The following is a 14,793-nucleotide window of genomic DNA, read 5'->3' as shown; positions in this document are numbered from 1 at the left end:
GTCAGGGGCCCTCGGGGTCGACCGCGTCCTTGTCCGCCCAGAACGGGGTGACCAGCTCGCGGATGCGGTCCGCGCCGACCCGGTTCAGCAGTTCCAGCGCGGCGACGTTGTCGACGAGCTGCTCCATGCGGCTGGCGCCGAACAGCACCGTGCTGACCGCGGGGTGGCTCAGCGCGAAGGCGACGCAGAGCTGGGCCGGGCTGGCCGACAGGTCCGCGGCCACGGCGGCGAGCTTCGGCGCCGACTCCACGATGCGCTCCCTGACGCCGCCGGGGTCGCGGCCGACCTGGCGGCTCTCCCCCGTCTTGCCCGCCAGGATGCCGCCCTCCATGACGTCGGACGCCTGCAGGGTGATGCCGGCGCCCCACACCTCCTGGAAGGGCTTGCCGTCGGCGATCGACCGGCGGGAGGGGCTGTACTTGAGCTGCGCCATCTGGGGGCCGGGCGACCCGGCCGCCAGGGCGTGCTCGCGGAGGGTCAGGATCGAGGTGGCCGACCAGTTGTTGACGCCGTAGCAGCCGATGACGCCGTCGGACTCCAGCGCGGCCAGGTCCTCGGCGAGGCGGCGCAGGTCCAGGTCGTCGCGGCGGATGTCGCCGAGGATCACGATGTCCGCGTGGGTGAGGCCGACGCGGAACAGGGCCCGGTCGAGCTGCTCGCGCAGCGACATCTCCGGGTACGGCTCCAGCCACATCTTGGAGGACAGCACGTACTCGTCGCGCTCCACGCCGGCGGCGCGGATCATCGCAGAGAACAGCACGTCGGTGAACACCGGCGGCATGCCCGGGAACCCGTAGACGCCGACGTCGAACAGGTTGATCCCGAGGTCGACGGCGTGGCGGATCATGGCCACGGCGTCCTCGAAGTGCATGCGGTCGTAGGTGTGCCAGGACCCGAGGGACAGCAGGGAGACCTCGGGGCCGTGGGTGCCGGCCCTGCGCAGAGGGACGACCTTGTTTCGCTCGGACATCGGACTCCTCGGTCGTGCGGTGGTGCGGACAGCGGTGTCACCGGCGGATTGGCGGCATGCGGAACACGCCGCACGGCGCGAATCCGCCGGGGTGGGGGAAGGGAGACTCAGGGAAGCCAGGGGTGGACGACGGCCTTGACCTGCTCCAGGCGCGACATGGCGGCCAGCGCCTCGGAGGCGCCGCTGAGCCCGACGGGCGCGCTGAACAGCTCGTCCCACGGGAAGCGCGACTGGAACGCGCGCAGGAACTCCACGGAGTCGTGGTAGTCGCCGATGTCGCCGTTGAGGGAGCCGAGGACGTTCAGCTCCTTGCCCATGATCGTCCCGAGCGCGATGGGGTCGGGGCGGGGGCCGGTGGTGCCGACGATGACGAAGGTGCCGCCGAACGCGGCGGCGTCCACGGCCTCGGCGCCGACGCCGGGCGCGCCGGCGAGGTCGAGCACCAGGTCGGCGCCGCGCCCGCCGGTGGCCTCCATGACGGCGGCACGCCTGCTGTCGGCGTCGCCGTCCAGGCCGATGGTGACGTCGGCGCCGAACCGCTTGGCCAGTTCGAGCCGGGAGTCGGGCGCGCCGACGGTGATGACCGTGCGGGCGCCGGAGGCGCTCGCCACCGCCGTGGCGACGATGCCGAGCGCTCCGGCGCCCTGGACGAGGACGGTGGACCCGGTCCGAACGCCTCCCGCGCGGTCGAAGGCGTGCAGCACGGTCTTGACGGCGCAGCCCGCGCTGGCCGCCCAGGTGTCCTTCACGTCCTCGGGCAGCAGCAGCTTCTGCGCGCCCGGCGTGACGTAGTCGTACTCGGCAAGACCGGCGGTGGAGAACGGGAACCGGTCGGACCGCTGGAGGAAGCCGTACCCGCGGTTGGAGCACGCCACGGGGTTGCGGACGACCGTGCACCCGTAGCAGTGGCCGCAGGTGGACTCCGACCAGCCGATGCGCTGCCCCGGCTGGACGGGGCGGCCGAGGGCGTCGACCGTCCCCGGCCCGGCCGCGACCACGGTGCCGACCATCTCGTGGCCGAGCACCATGGGCAGCATCCCCGGGAACGACATGGCGCCGCTCCAGATGTGCACGTCGGTGGCGCACAGCGTCGCGCAGTCGACCTTGACGATCGCCGCGCCGGGCTCGATCTCGCCCGGCAGCGGAAGCTCCTCGATGGCCAGCGGCTCCCCGTGGGCGGTCAGGACGGCCGCGCGGGTCGCTGTGGGAACTGACATGCGGTGAATCTCCGATCGGTTATCTGCTGTGCGCGGTGTCCCAGACCTCGTGGCGGCTGCGCCACCACAGCAGGACCAGGATCACCAGGAAGGGGACCACGCCCCGGTACTGCTGCACGGGCTCCCAGAAGGCGGCGAAGCCCTCCAGGCAGCCGAGCAGGATGCCGCCGAGGAGCGTGAGCGGGAGGCTGCGGAAGGCCCCCACCATCGCGACCGCGAGCGCGGTCGCGATGAGCCCGCCCAGCGTGGAGAAGTCGCCGCCGAGGCGGGGCGCCACGATGAGGATGACCAGCGTGGTCAGGGCGCCGATGGCCACCCACACCGCCATGGCGAGGCGGGGGGCCGGGATTCCGACGACCTGCGCGGTCTCGGGGCGCTCGGAGAGGGCCTGCAGGCGCAGGCCCACTCCCGTCCTGCTGAGAAGGAGTGTCACGCCGACGGTGATCAGCACCGCGAAGGCCAGCGAGACCAGCACCGCCTGCGGGACCACGACGTCGCCCACGGTGAAGGCGGGCGAGTCGAACGGCCGCGGGAAGGCCCGGGCGCCCGACGTGTTGTTGCCGAAGATCCGCAGGCCGGCGGCCATGAGGGCCACGTAGATCGCGACCGTGACGGCCGCCTTGGTGCGCTCGTCGTGCCCGGAGAACCAGCGGACGAGCACCGCGCCGAGCAGCCCCGACAGCGCCGCTCCCGCGGCCACGCCGAGGATGAGGGCGGGCCACACGTTCAGCCCGGCCTCGGTCAGCGACACCATCGTGAACGCCCCCACGGCGCCGGTGGCGGCCATGGCGAAGTTGACCACGGCGACGAGCCGATAGGTCAGCACCACGCACAGGCCCAGCAGGGCGTATACCCCGCCGCTCGTCAGGCCGGCGATGATGGAGTTCAGCATCGGACAGACTCCTTCTGGAAAAACGCCCGGGGGGCTAGTTCTTGCCGGGGACGATGAAGCCCTCGGGAAGGACCTGCCACTTACCGTTCAGAACCTTGACGAAGCGGCTGCCCTCGATCGGGTTGTGCGCGTTGCCCGGTCCGAACACGTAGGGCGTGCCGACCATCGGGTACTGGATAGGCTTCATGTTCTTGAAGGCGTTGGTGACCGACTCGCGGGTGATGTCACCCTTGATGCCCTTGAGCACCTCGACGAAGACATCGGCCGCCATGACCGCGCCCTGGCTGAACGCCGTCCTCTGGATCTTGTTGGCGTCGACGACCTTGGACCAGCGCTCGTTGCCCGGCAGCGTGGCGTCGGTGTACGGCTGCCACTCGGTGCCCGCGTAGGCGTTGATCTTCGCGGGGATGAGCGCGGCGTTGGCGTCGGTGTAGCTGTTGGCGCCCATGATGAAGTCGACGTCGGTCATGCCCTGCGTGGCCGCCTGGGCGAACCACGGGCCGACCTGCGCGTTGTAGAGGATGGCCTGGCAGCCGGCCGCCTTGGCCTTGACCAGGTACGGCGTCGGGTCGCCCTGACCGACCGACAGGTCCTTCACCGTGAGGGACTTGCCGGTGATGTCGGTCCACTCCTTGATGGCGTTCTCGATGCCGCCGCCGCTGCCCGGGAGCACGGTGTAGTACATGCACACCTTGTCGCGCTTCAGGGTCTCGGAGGCGTAGTACAGCATCGCCGTGATCAGCTTGAACGGACCGGGGTTGACCGGGGCGATGTTCGGGCTCGTGAAGCACGTCGCGTCGACGCCGACCGCGGGAATTGATACGATCTTGTTGTTACTGTAGGTGGCGCGGTTGAGGCCGCAGTCGACCGCGCTGGAGGACCCGACCAGCGCCACGACCTCCTCCGACTCGATGAGGTCGATCGCGGCCTCGGTGGACCGCTGCGGGTTCATCGCGTCGTCCTTGGTGATGAACTCCAGCTTGCGGCCGTTGATGCCGCCCGCCTTGTTCACCTCGTCGAAGACCGCCTGGACGGCCTTCGGGACCTCGGGGGTCTGGAACAGGCCCGTGATGCCGTTGATGGCGCCGACCTTGATCGGGCCGTCGGTTCCGCTATCGCCGCCGCAGGCGGAGGTGGCCAGGGCGAGGGCGGCCACCGCCACGATGCTGGTGAGAGAACGCTTCATTACTGCCGCTTTCCTGGGGGGTTGATTGGAGAGGTTCGGGGGTTGATTCAGACGAGGGGTACATCCGCAGTGCCAAGGTAGGCCGCCATGACGGCCGGATCGTCCAGGACCTCTCGGGTGGGACCCGAGGCGATCACATGGCCGAAGTCGAGGACGGTCACCTTAGCGCATGCGGCACGCACGAGTTCCATGTCGTGCTCGACCAGAAGGATCGACACACCGAACCGGCCCGGCACCTGCGCGAGGCGGCGTCCCAGCGCGAGCGACTCGGCCGCGGACTGCCCGGCGGCCGGCTCGTCCAGCAGCGCGACCTTCGGACGGGCCGCGATGGCGGCGGCCACGTCCAGCAGGCGGCGGGTGCCGACGTCCACGATGGACACGGGTACCTCCCCAGGAGGGCACCCGAAGAAGTCGAGCAGTTCGTCGGCCTCCTCCTTGGCCAGCTTCCGGCCCGCGCCGATCGTCAGGTACTCGTACTGCGTGAGCTCCGGAGCGATCGTCGTGGTCTGGAAGGTGCGGCGCAGCCCCAGGCGGGCCCGCGCGCTCGGCGTGAGCCGGTCGATCGGCCGGCCGGCGAGCGCGACGCTGCCCTCGTAGCCGGCGAGGAAGCCGGTGACGGCGGCGATGAAGGTCGACTTGCCGGCGCCGTTGGGGCCGATCAGCCCGACGACTCCCCCGTCGGGGATCGACAGGTTGATGCCGTCCACCGCGACGACCTCGCCGAAGCGGACCGTCAGGCCGCGCACCTCCAGGAGCGGCGCGCCACCCACGGGCGGCGCGACGACGGGTCCGGCCTTCTCGGACTCGCTCTTCTCGGGGAGCGCCGCGAGCACCTTGCGGGCCTCGGCCTCCCGCTTGCGCGCCCGGGTGAAGTCGGTCTGGCTGACGCCGGTGCGCAGCGCGAAGATCGCGAAGACGCCGAAGAGCAGGCCCCCCAGGTCCTGCGGAAGCTTCAGCTTGTCCAGGATCGTCGCCATGACGGCGCCGAAGACGCCGCCCATGATCGCGCCCTCGGTGTGGTGCGGGCCGATGAGGATGGCCACGGCGAACAGGGCCAGGGACTGGCCCATGGAGAAGTTGCTCGCCACGACCAGGCCGAGCTGACCCGCCATCAGCCCGCCGCCGACGCCGGCGATGAAGGCGCTGAGCGCGAAGGCGGCGAGCTTGCTGCGCGCCACCGAGGTGCCGTGCGCGGCGGCGGCCCGCTCGGAGTAGCGCAGCTCACGCCAGGACATGCCGATCCTGGTGCGGTTGAAGAACTCCAGCAGGATGGCCAGCAGGACGAAGACGATCACCACGAGGATGAAGAACTTGCCGTTGCTGGCGAACATGCTGGGGCGGTTGAGCGTCTTCAGCTCCTCGGTGCCGGGGAACTGGTTGGCGTTGAGGACGATGTCCGCGGACACCGCGAAGCCGAAGGTGACGACGGCGAGGTTGACCCCGCGGATGCGCAGCGCGGGCAGGCCGATCGCCACGCCCACGGGGACGGCGGCGAGGCCGCCGATCAGCAGCCAGAGCAGGAATCCGCCCGGGGCGTCGCTGAGGTTGAGCCGCAGCACCACCCACGCGCCGATCGCCGCGAAGGACATCTGGCACAGGGACATGACCCCGGCCCGGCCGACGATCACGCCGAAGCTCTGCATGATCACGGCGCTGACCATGGCGGTGATCGCCAGGTAGATCCAGTAGGACGAGAGAACGTTCGGGACCAGCACGCAGGCGACCACGGCGATGCCGAGGCCGATCCCCCACGTTCGCTTGTCGATGGCCGTCATCGAGCCAGGCCCTCCTCACCGGCGCCGGCGTCAACCGAGCCGAAGTAACACTCGTGGAGCCGGTCGGCGTCGCCGCGCAGCTCCGTACACGGCCCGTCGAAGACGACGCGGCCCTTGCGCAGCACGTAGGCGTGGGTGCCGACGTCGAGCGCGAGGTTGGCGAACTGCTCGATGAGCAGCACGGAGATCCCGAACTGCAGCAGGTCCTCCACCGCGTGCATGAGGCGGCGGACGATCACGGGCGCGAGGCCCAGGGACATCTCGTCGATCATCACGAGCTTGGGGGAGGACACCAGGGCGCGGCCGATGACGAGCATCTGCTGCTCGCCGCCGGACAGGTGCCCGGCCTGCAGGTTGCGGCGCTTCTCCAGTTCGGGGAAGAGACCGTAGGCCATGCCGAGGTCGCCGTCGCCGGCCTTGGAGACGTTGAGGTTCTGCTCGACCGTGAGGGTGCGGAACACCGTGCGGGCCTGCTCGACGTAGCCGAGACCGGCCTGCGCCCGCTTGTAGGTCGGCAGTTTGCCGATGGGGGCCTGCCCCAGCTGGATCGTTCCTGATGTCACCTGGGCCAGCCCGGCGATTCCGTCCATCAAAGTCGTCTTGCCCGCACCGTTGGCCCCGAGGACAACGGTGATCGTACCGGGCCGGACGCCCAAGGTCACGTCATGGACGATGGGGACTTCGCCCCGGTTGATGCTCACGCCGTCCAGGGCGAGCAGGGGCCCGCTCATCGATCGCCTTTCGCGTACGCCGCCCGCAGAGCGTCGATGACCCGCCGGTGTGCCTTGGCGGAGTCCGACAGCTCGCGGGACAGCAAGCCGAAGAAGCCGTGGATCAGGCCCTCGTAGCGGACCAGGTCCACGGGGACGCCGGCGGCGCGGAGCGCCTCGGCGTAGTCCTCACCCTCGTCGCGCAGCACGTCGTACTCGGCGCCGAGGACCACGGCCGGGGGCAGGCCCGACAGGTCCTTGGCGCGCAGCGGCAGGAGGTACGGGTCCTCCAGGTCGCGCGCGTCGCGGGGGTATGTCGTGAAAAACCAATCCATGCTGGCCTTCGAGAGGAAGTATCCTTCCGAGCAGTCCCGATACGACGCCCGTCCGTCGTCCGGGTGGCCGAGCACGGGAGACACGAGCACTTGCAGGGCCAGTCGCGGACCTCCGAGGTCCCTCGCCATGAGCGCGGCGACGGCGGCGAGATTGCCTCCGGCGCTCTCGCCTCCGACGGCGATCCGCGACGGGTCGGCGTTCACGGCCTCCGGGTTCTCGTGCACCCACCGCACGGCGGCGTAGCAGTCGTCCGCCGCGGCGGGGTAGGGGTTCTCCGGCGCGAGCCGGTAGTCCACGGACACCACCACGACGTTCGCGCCCGCGCACACCGTACGGCAGGAGACCTCGTTCTCGTCAAGCGAGCCGATCGTCCAGCCACCGCCGTGGAACCACACGAAGACAGGGAAGGGACCTTCTCCCTCCGGCGTGTAGACGCGGATCGGCACCTCTCCGGCGGGGCCGGGGAAGACGGTGTCGACCACGCCGCCGACGGACGGGAGATCATCCGGCATCGACCAGACCTGACGGAACTGCTCGCGCATCTCCGCCGCGCTGGGCTGGGTGGCGGGAGCCTCGCCCTGGCCCTGGATGGCGGCGCGTGACACTATGGCCTGCGCCTCCGGATGCAGGGGCATCGATACCTCCGGGAGCCCGGGTGCCCGCCCTCATCGTTCAGGCACTCACAAATCGTATCCGATTCCATGTACGTTATTCGCGACGAAATCACGTGTCCAGAGCGATGGTGAAATGTTGGCTAACGAATCGGAGTACCTGGCCGGGACCGCCGACCTGGTCTTGACCGGCGGCGCGGTCCACACCGTCGACGCCGCGGACCGCGTGGTGGAGGCGATCGCCGTCACCGGCGGCCGGATCGCGAGAACCGGCACCGCTGATCAGATCACGCCGTTGATCGGACCGCGCACCCGGGTCATCCCCCTGGAGGGACGCTCGGTGCTCCCCGGCATCAACGACTCCCACCTGCACGGCGTGTGGCTCGGCCAGATGTGGCCGTCCCTTCTCATGGAGCAGATGGCGGCCGGCGGCGGTGAGGCCCCCGCGCCCCTGAAGACGCGTGAGGACCGGCGCCGCGCCATCCTCAAGACGGCCGAGCTGCTGGCGCCCCTCGGCGTCACCAGCTACACCGAACCCGGGCTCGGCCCCGGCGAGGACGCGGGCCCGAGCGGCTGCTTCGGCTCCGAGGCCCTGCGCGACTACGCCGACCTGGCCGCCGAGGGCAGGCTCACCGCGCGCGTCACCGCGCTCATGCTGTTCGGCGAGCTCGACGGGCGCAGCTCCCTCAAGGACGTGCTCGGCGGCCTGCGCGACTTCACGCCGCCCTCCCCCGTGCCGGGCTGGTTCCGGGTCGCGGGCGTGAAGATCTTCGCCGACGGCATACCCCCGATGCGCAACGCCTGGGTCGACGAGCCGTACACCGACGGCTCCTACGGCGGCCTGCTGGTCGAGGGCGACTCCGAGGCCGACCGCGAGGCGGCGCTGCTGGCGATGATCGACGCGGCGCACGCGGCCGGGCACCAGATCGCGGTGCACGCCACCGGCAGCCGCACGACCAGGACGGTAGCGCGCGCGATGGCCGGCGCCCTGGCCCGCGACGGGCGCGACGCCCGCCACTACATCATCCACGGCGACCTGCTCGCGCCCGGGACGCTCGCCACGATGGCCTCGGCCGGCGTCGGCCTGAACACCCAGGCCGGGATCGCGGTCTTCACCGGCGACATGATGCGCGGCGCGGTCGGCGACGACGTCATGCCGATCACCTGGCCGACGCGGGACGCGCTCACCGCGGGAGTGCGGCTCTGCCTGAGCTCCGACGCGCCCGTCCTGACCCCCGACTGGCGGGCGGGACTGGCCGCGGCGGTGACCCGGCGCGGCCTGGACGGCCGTGTGTGCGGGGAGGAGCAGCGCCTGACGGTCGCCGAGGCCCTGCGCTCCTACACGATCGTCCCGGCCTGGCAGGACGGGGACGAGTCCTGGAAGGGCTCGCTGGAGCCGGGCAAGGTCGCCGACCTGTGCGTCCTGGACGCCGGCCTGCTGGAGACCGAGCCGGAGGCCCTGCCGAAGGTGCCCGTGAGCCTGACGCTGGTGGACGGCCGCGTCGTCCACGAGCTTTGATCCGCACCGGCCGGCGGCTCAGGGCAGGCGCCGGCCGGTGCGAGTCTCAGGAGCGCTCGGGGGCGTCGGTTCCCCACGAGGCGTCGGGGCGCACGACGTCCTTGTCGATCCACAGGTCCGCGACCGCCGCGCGCAGCTCGTCGCCGTGCCGGTCGAGCAGCTCCAGCGCGCCGAGGTTGTCCTGGAGCTGCGCGAGCCCGCTCGCGCCGAACAGCACGTTCACCGTGGCGGGGTGGGTGAGGGTGTAGGCGATGGCGAGCTGCGCGGGGGTGGCGCCGAACCCCTCGGCCACCCGCTGGACCTCGGGGTAGGAGTCGCGGATGCGCTCGCGGATGCCGCCCGGGTCCGCGCCGATCTTGCGCTGGGGGTTCAGCTTGCCGGCGAGGATGCCGCCCTCGAAGACGTCGGACGCCTGCAGGGCCAGCCCTTCGGCGAACATGCGCCCGTACGGCTCGCCCTCGGGCACCGAGCGGCGGGCCAGGCTGTACTTGAGCTGGGCGAAGGTCGGCGGCACCAGTCCCTCGGCGGCGGCGAACTCGCGGGCGAGCCGCAGGTCGGCCGCCGACCAGTTGTTGACGCCCCAGGCCCCGAACCAGCCCGCGTGGACGAGCTCGGTGGCGTCGGTCACCACCGCGCGGATGTCCAGGTCACCGAAGAAGTCGCCGGCCACCACGAAGTCGGCGCGCTCGACCCCTGCGCGGGCCAGGGAGACCTGGATCTGCTCGGCGAAGGAGGTCTTCGGGTAGTCCCAGAGCCACAGCTTGCCGCACAACAGGTAGTCTTCCCGGGCGAGCCCCGCGTCCCTGACCGCCCTGTTGAAGAGCAGGTCGGTGACGGCGTCCTCGGCGTGCGGGCCGAAGTTGTAGTGGGCGACGTCGAAGAGGTCGACACCCAGGTCGACGGCCCGCCTGATCAGCGTGGCGGCGTCACCGCGCTCCATGCGGTCCCAGGTGTTCCAGGATCCGAGCCCGAACACGGGGATCTCCGGACCTTCGGGGCCGAGCCGGCGCCTGGGGACTGGACCTGTGAACTCCATCGTGCACCTCCGATGACCGACGCGCGCGACCTCTGGTCGCCGAGAGGTGAATCGTATAGCATTCCGAATATTGTTTAGCATCTAGGGAGTTGAGTTCATGCCGCCCCACTCCGACATCCCCGCGTCCGACGGCCCTTCCAGGATCGTCGACGTGGCCGTCGGCTACATGGCCGCCAAGCAGCTCTTCGCGGCCAGCGAAGCCGGCCTGTTCGCCGCCCTCGCCGAAGGTCCCGCGAGCGTGGCCGAGATCTCCGCCCGCACCGGGCTTCCCGAGCGCACCGCGCGCATCCTCGCCGACACCATGGCGGGCCTCGATCTGGTGACCCGCACCAACGGGGTGTACGCCAACTCGCCGGCCACCGCCCGCTACCTGTCCGGTGGCGGCGACGACGTCGACCTCCGCCCCTTCCTCGGGTTCCTCGACGGCATCAGCTACGGGCACTGGCTCGGCTTCGGCGAGACGTCGCGCACCGCCAAGCCGGCCCCGCTCGACCTCGGCGGCGATCGGCTTGGAACGTTCATGACCGGCGTCATGACCTACAACGCGCTGCACGCCAAGATGCTCGCCCAGGCGTACGACTTCTCGCGCCACCAGCGGGTGCTGGACCTGGACGGCCTGTCCGGCGCGTTCCTCGCCGAGGCCCTCGGCCCGAACCCCGGCCTGCACGGCACCTTCTACTCCACCGAGCACATGACCGGGTTCGCCAAGGAGTTCCTCGACGGCGCCGGTCTCGGCGACCGCACCGAGGTCATCACCGGCGACCCGCTGACCGGCGAGCTCCCCACCGGCTTCGACCTGGTGCTCCTCGAACACGTCGCGCACCGCCACGACGTGGCGGAGAACCGTGTGATCATCCGTAAGGCCCGGGAGGCCGCCGCGCCCGGCGCCACGCTCATCCTGCTCGACTTCTTCCTCGACGACGACGAGCACCAGCGTCCCCTCGACGCGCTGCACGCCGGCGAATACCTTGTGATCGACGGCACGATCGTCTATCCGGAGGCCGAAGTGCGCGCGTGGCTCACCGAAGCGGGGTGGCACCCGGTCGAGACGCGTAGCCTCACGGCCAGCCCGCGGATCATCATCGCGGAGGCCCGGTGACCGCCGGCCGTGTCGTCCTGGTGACCGGCGCGGCCAGCGGCATCGGCCGCGCCGTGGCGCAGGCGTTCGCGGAGAACGGCGACCGCGTCGCCGTCGTGGACATCGACGAGGCCGCGGCCGGCGCCGTCGCCGCGGAGCTCGGCGCCCTGCCGGTCGCGGTGGACATCACCGACCCCGAGTCGGTCGCCGCCGGCGTCGAGCTGGTGGCCGAGCGGCTCGGGCCCGTCGAGGTCCTGGTCAACAACGCGGGCATCGTCGCCGGCGGCGGGCCGCTCACCGACCTGCCCGTCGAGATCTTCGACCGGGTCATGGCCGTGAACATGCGGGGCACCTTCCTCGTCACCCAGGCCGTCGCCAACCAGATGATCAAGGCGGGCGCGGGCGGCTGCGTCGTCAACATCAGCTCGATCGGCGCGCGCCAGCCCACCCCTGGCCTCGGGCACTACGAGGCGACCAAGGCGGGCGTGGACGCCCTCACCCGCACGGCGGCGATCGAGCTCGCCGGGCACGGCATCCGCGTGAACGGCGTGGCCCCCGGCCCGGTCATCACGCCGATGACCGCGGGGCTGGCGGACAACCCCGACGCCCGCGCGGCCTGGGAGTCCCGCATCCCCCTGCGGAAGATCGCCACCACCGGCGACATCACCCCGCTGGTGCTCTTCCTCGCCTCGCCCTCGGCGGGGCACATCACCGGCGCGGTGGTCCAGGTGGACGGCGGCCAGTTGCTGATGTGAGCGCCCGTGGCGCGAAAGCGTCGAGCCCGGCACACCGAGGGGGCGTGCCGGGCTCGTGGTTTTCGGGGCGGATCAGCAGCCTGACCCGCGCCGGTGTGGCGCCGATCGCGGCCGGGATCAGCGGGCGGCGGGCTGCTGGGGCGTGACGTGCGCGCTGTGCTGCGCGTTGTGCAGCGCGTCCGCGGTCGCGATCTTGTGGGCGCAGGCCACCCGCTCGATCTCGGCGCCCTCGGCGCCCATCGCGATGAGGTCGAGCATGTGGTCGTGCTCGGCGACCGAACGGCGGGCGCGCCCCGGGACGTAGGTGAACGTCGACCGGCGCATGTGGTCCAGCCGGGCCCACTGCGACTCCAGCAGCACGCACAGGTGGTCGTCCGGGCAGTGCTCGTAGATGGAGAAGTGGAACTGGCGGTTCAGCGCCGTGAAGGAGGCCGGGTCGAACTCCTCCAGCGCCGCGGCCATGCGCTGGTTGATCTCACGCGAGATCTCGATGTGCCGCGGCTTCATCAGCGGCGCGGAGATCGCGGTGGCGTAGCCCTCCAGCCGGGCGAGGATGTTGAGCGTGTGCTCGACCTGCGCGGCGTCGAAGGCGGCGACGCGGGCGCCGATGTTGCGCACGACCTCGACCAGGCCCTCGGACTGCAGCCGGCGCACGGCCTCGCGCAGCGGGATGGTGCTGACGCCGGTCTCGCGGGCGAGTTGGTCCATCACGAGGCGGTAGCCGGGCCCATAGGTGCCGTCGAGGATCCGTGACCGAAGTAGCTCGTAACTGAGCTCCGCCTTCGACTCCTTCACGGCTCCGGCCTTCTTCCCGGCTCTCACAGGCGTCCCCTTACTGGCCAACAGCTGATGTCCACGCCGAGGACCACGGCCCTGACGGTCACTCACCCAAGGCTCTCACGACAATGCCGCGGAACTCGGCTCCCGCGAGGGCCTGGAAGTGGTCACCGGGGACGACGATCAGCTCTCCTCCGACGACTCCGACGATACGCTCGATCCCGTTCGTCATCACGTCGTCTTCGCCTCTCACGAAGACCGGCGCCGTCGGGCCGGCCCACGCCTTGGGCTCGAAGGGCGAGTCGTGGAGCCCTTCCACGACGAAGGCCAGCGCCTTGGCGCGGTCGCCCTTGGAGCTCACCATGCCGGCGATCATCCCCGTCATCGGGTCGCCGGGCTCGGCGCCCTCGTCGACGGCGCGGTGCAGGGCCGCGACGTCCACGCCGGTGAACGGCTCCATCGGGGCCAGCCCGCCGAGCACGGCGCGGCGCACCCGGCCGGGGACGATGTCGGCGAGCTCCCAGGCCAGCCGGGCGCCGAGCGAGTAGCCGGCGACGTCGAACGTGCCGGCGCCCGCGCCGTCGAGCACGGCGACCAGGTCGGCGGCCTGCGCCGCCGCGGTGGTCTCGGCGCCGCTCGCCGGGGCCGGGCTCGCGCCGTGGCCGCGCAGGTCGGGAAGGATCACCGTGCGGCCCGCGGCCGTCAGCGCCGCCACGGTGCCCGGCGCCACCCAGTCGCTCTCGCCGTCGGAGGCGAAGCCGTGCAGCAGGAGCACCGGCGGCGAGCCCGCCGCCCGGCCGTCATCGGTGTCCGGGGGGAAGAGACGATAGGCCAGTGCGGGACGGTCGTGCATCGGTGGCTAGCTCCTCGGCCGGTACTTTCGCATACGATTTCTTATCGTACTGCATGGCGCCGTGATCACCGGCGAGGGCGTGCCCGGGTCACTCGACCGTGACGGGCACGGGGAAGTCCACCACGACCTGGCCGGTGCCGCTGCTGCCGAAGTACGGGCAGAGCTGCTCGCCCTTGCCGGCGTACTCGCCCCAGCCGAGCAGACCGAAGAGCATGGCGGTGTCGGCCATGGCGCCCTCGCCCGTGCAGCGCTTGTTGTAGTCGGGCAGCATCTCCAGGAACTCGCCCGCCCTGCCCTCGGTCCACATGTCGAGGACGGCCATGTCCACCTGGCGGTTGATCTCGCTGCTGACGTCGTCGAGCAGCGACTCGGCGATCTCGTTGGGCGGGAAGGCGTGCGACAGGGAGCCGCTGGCCAGGAAGGCCACCTTGCGGTCACTGCGGTGGATGGCCCGCAGGAGGGCCTCGCCGATGCGCCGGTTCTCCTCGATCGTGGAGTAGATGTTGCAGCCGATGGGCAGGACCCGGATCGAGGAGTCGCCGTTCATGAAGTACATCGGCACGAGCGTCGCGTACTCCAGGCCGAGGTCCTTGTAGGTGTGCAGACGCGCCTTCTGGCCGCCGAGCACGATCTCCTCGCGCACGAGTTCGGCGAGCTCGGGGTCGCCCGGGTAGTCGTACTCCAGGTCGTGGATGAAGTGCGGCAGCTCGTGGCTGACGTAGGAGCCCTGGTGCCTGGCCTTGCCGTTGAGGTGGAAGCCGATGCTGTTCATCCAGTGGGTGTCGGCGATGAGGAACGTGTCGGCGCCGCGCTCGCGGGCGCGCTCGCCGACCTCCGTCAGGGCGAGCTCGGCGGGCCTGCGGATCCCGAAGTGCTTGCCGGGTTGGATCGACAGCCAGATCGATGGCACGTGCGTGATCTTTGCCGCCATGACGAGCTCGCCCATCAGGCCCCTCCTTGGTGCGTCCGGTCCCCCGCGGCCTGTCCCGCGGCCGAGGGGATGTCGTTGGAATCTAGTGGGGATGTCGAGGGTCCGGTCACGGTCCCGCGGATTCTCGTGTTCCCACCGTCCCGGTCG

Annotated in this window: 14 protein-coding genes; 3 read left to right on the top strand and 11 right to left on the bottom strand. The window is 71.0% G+C overall.

Annotation, left to right across the window (positions count from 1 at the left end):
• Position 1: 1 nt before the first annotated feature.
• The 7 genes from BJ982_RS16860 to lipP1 form a co-directional block, all read right to left on the bottom strand.
• The gene (locus BJ982_RS16860) at positions 2–970 is read right to left on the bottom strand and encodes an aldo/keto reductase (protein WP_184881166.1); all 969 of its coding nucleotides are present in this window, start codon (positions 968–970) and stop codon (positions 2–4) included.
• Between the two features lie 107 nt (positions 971–1,077).
• Entirely contained in the window at positions 1,078–2,187 is a 1,110-nt protein-coding gene (locus tag BJ982_RS16855) for a zinc-binding dehydrogenase (RefSeq protein ID WP_184881164.1), read from the bottom strand.
• Positions 2,188–2,206: 19 nt separating this feature from the next.
• Entirely contained in the window at positions 2,207–3,079 is an 873-nt protein-coding gene (locus BJ982_RS16850; protein ID WP_184881162.1) for a branched-chain amino acid ABC transporter permease, read from the bottom strand.
• Positions 3,080–3,113: 34 nt separating this feature from the next.
• A complete protein-coding gene (locus BJ982_RS16845; RefSeq protein ID WP_184881160.1) occupies positions 3,114–4,265 on the bottom strand; it encodes an ABC transporter substrate-binding protein in 1,152 nt (383 codons plus the stop codon).
• A gap of 47 nt (positions 4,266–4,312) precedes the next feature.
• Positions 4,313–6,040 (bottom strand): branched-chain amino acid ABC transporter ATP-binding protein/permease, encoded by a 1,728-nt coding sequence (locus BJ982_RS16840; RefSeq protein ID WP_184881158.1) that lies wholly within the window; start codon positions 6,038–6,040, stop codon positions 4,313–4,315.
• Positions 6,037–6,771 carry an ABC transporter ATP-binding protein gene (locus tag BJ982_RS16835; RefSeq protein ID WP_184881156.1) on the bottom strand — a complete coding sequence of 245 codons (735 nt, stop codon included), beginning with the start codon at positions 6,769–6,771 and terminating at the stop codon, positions 6,037–6,039. Before BJ982_RS16835 ends, BJ982_RS16840 begins: the two co-directional genes overlap by 4 nt.
• On the bottom strand, positions 6,768–7,721 hold the full coding sequence (lipP1, locus tag BJ982_RS16830; protein WP_184881154.1) for a LipP1 family hormone-sensitive lipase: 954 nt from the start codon (positions 7,719–7,721) through the stop codon (positions 6,768–6,770). The genes BJ982_RS16835 and lipP1 overlap by 4 nt, the downstream gene beginning before the upstream one ends.
• Positions 7,722–7,833: 112 nt before the next feature.
• Between lipP1 and BJ982_RS16825 the strand changes: the two genes are divergently transcribed.
• Positions 7,834–9,216: an amidohydrolase gene (locus tag BJ982_RS16825; protein ID WP_184881152.1), complete on the top strand. Its 1,383-nt coding sequence runs from the start codon at positions 7,834–7,836 to the stop codon at positions 9,214–9,216.
• Between the two features lie 46 nt (positions 9,217–9,262).
• Here the strand turns inward: BJ982_RS16825 and BJ982_RS16820 are convergent, their stop codons facing one another.
• Positions 9,263–10,192, bottom strand: coding sequence for an aldo/keto reductase (locus tag BJ982_RS16820; protein ID WP_239122900.1), 930 nt, complete (start codon positions 10,190–10,192; stop codon positions 9,263–9,265).
• Positions 10,193–10,349: 157 nt separating this feature from the next.
• Here BJ982_RS16820 and BJ982_RS16815 point away from each other — a divergent pair, with 157 nt between their 5' ends.
• A complete protein-coding gene (locus BJ982_RS16815; RefSeq protein ID WP_184881148.1) occupies positions 10,350–11,351 on the top strand; it encodes a methyltransferase in 1,002 nt (333 codons plus the stop codon).
• Positions 11,348–12,085 carry an SDR family NAD(P)-dependent oxidoreductase gene (locus BJ982_RS16810; protein WP_184881146.1) on the top strand — a complete coding sequence of 246 codons (738 nt, stop codon included), beginning with the start codon at positions 11,348–11,350 and terminating at the stop codon, positions 12,083–12,085. Before BJ982_RS16815 ends, BJ982_RS16810 begins: the two co-directional genes overlap by 4 nt.
• Positions 12,086–12,202: 117 nt before the next feature.
• On the opposite strand, the gene BJ982_RS16805 is transcribed toward BJ982_RS16810, so the two are convergent.
• The 3 genes from BJ982_RS16805 to hpaD form a co-directional block, all read right to left on the bottom strand.
• Complete coding sequence (locus BJ982_RS16805) at positions 12,203–12,880, bottom strand: GntR family transcriptional regulator (RefSeq protein ID WP_239122901.1); 678 nt, start codon at positions 12,878–12,880, stop codon at positions 12,203–12,205.
• A gap of 85 nt (positions 12,881–12,965) precedes the next feature.
• Positions 12,966–13,715: an alpha/beta fold hydrolase gene (locus BJ982_RS16800; RefSeq protein WP_184881142.1), complete on the bottom strand. Its 750-nt coding sequence runs from the start codon at positions 13,713–13,715 to the stop codon at positions 12,966–12,968.
• Between the two features lie 88 nt (positions 13,716–13,803).
• Entirely contained in the window at positions 13,804–14,661 is an 858-nt protein-coding gene (gene hpaD, locus BJ982_RS16795) for a 3,4-dihydroxyphenylacetate 2,3-dioxygenase (protein ID WP_184881140.1), read from the bottom strand.
• Positions 14,662–14,793 lie beyond the last annotated feature (132 nt).

It is taken from the genome of Sphaerisporangium siamense (assembly GCF_014205275.1).
GTDB classification, from domain to species: domain Bacteria; phylum Actinomycetota; class Actinomycetes; order Streptosporangiales; family Streptosporangiaceae; genus Sphaerisporangium; species Sphaerisporangium siamense.
The sequence above is the reverse complement of the archived record's forward strand: the minus strand, read 5'-3'. Positions and strand labels throughout refer to the sequence as shown.

Bases quoted from the DNA above. Each gene is read 5' to 3' on its own strand.
- BJ982_RS16860 (WP_184881166.1), bottom strand. From the start codon at position 970: ATGTCCGAGCGAAACAAGGTCGTCCCTCTGCGCAGGGCCGGCACCCAC.
- BJ982_RS16855 (WP_184881164.1), bottom strand. From the start codon at position 2,187: ATGTCAGTTCCCACAGCGACCCGCGCGGCCGTCCTGACCGCCCACGGG.
- BJ982_RS16850 (WP_184881162.1), bottom strand. From the start codon at position 3,079: ATGCTGAACTCCATCATCGCCGGCCTGACGAGCGGCGGGGTATACGCC.
- BJ982_RS16845 (WP_184881160.1), bottom strand. From the start codon at position 4,265: ATGAAGCGTTCTCTCACCAGCATCGTGGCGGTGGCCGCCCTCGCCCTG.
- BJ982_RS16840 (WP_184881158.1), bottom strand. From the start codon at position 6,040: ATGACGGCCATCGACAAGCGAACGTGGGGGATCGGCCTCGGCATCGCC.
- BJ982_RS16835 (WP_184881156.1), bottom strand. From the start codon at position 6,771: ATGAGCGGGCCCCTGCTCGCCCTGGACGGCGTGAGCATCAACCGGGGC.
- lipP1 (WP_184881154.1), bottom strand. From the start codon at position 7,721: ATGCCCCTGCATCCGGAGGCGCAGGCCATAGTGTCACGCGCCGCCATC.
- BJ982_RS16825 (WP_184881152.1), top strand. From the start codon at position 7,834: ATGTTGGCTAACGAATCGGAGTACCTGGCCGGGACCGCCGACCTGGTC.
- BJ982_RS16815 (WP_184881148.1), top strand. From the start codon at position 10,350: ATGCCGCCCCACTCCGACATCCCCGCGTCCGACGGCCCTTCCAGGATC.
- BJ982_RS16800 (WP_184881142.1), bottom strand. From the start codon at position 13,715: ATGCACGACCGTCCCGCACTGGCCTATCGTCTCTTCCCCCCGGACACC.
- hpaD (WP_184881140.1), bottom strand. From the start codon at position 14,661: ATGGGCGAGCTCGTCATGGCGGCAAAGATCACGCACGTGCCATCGATC.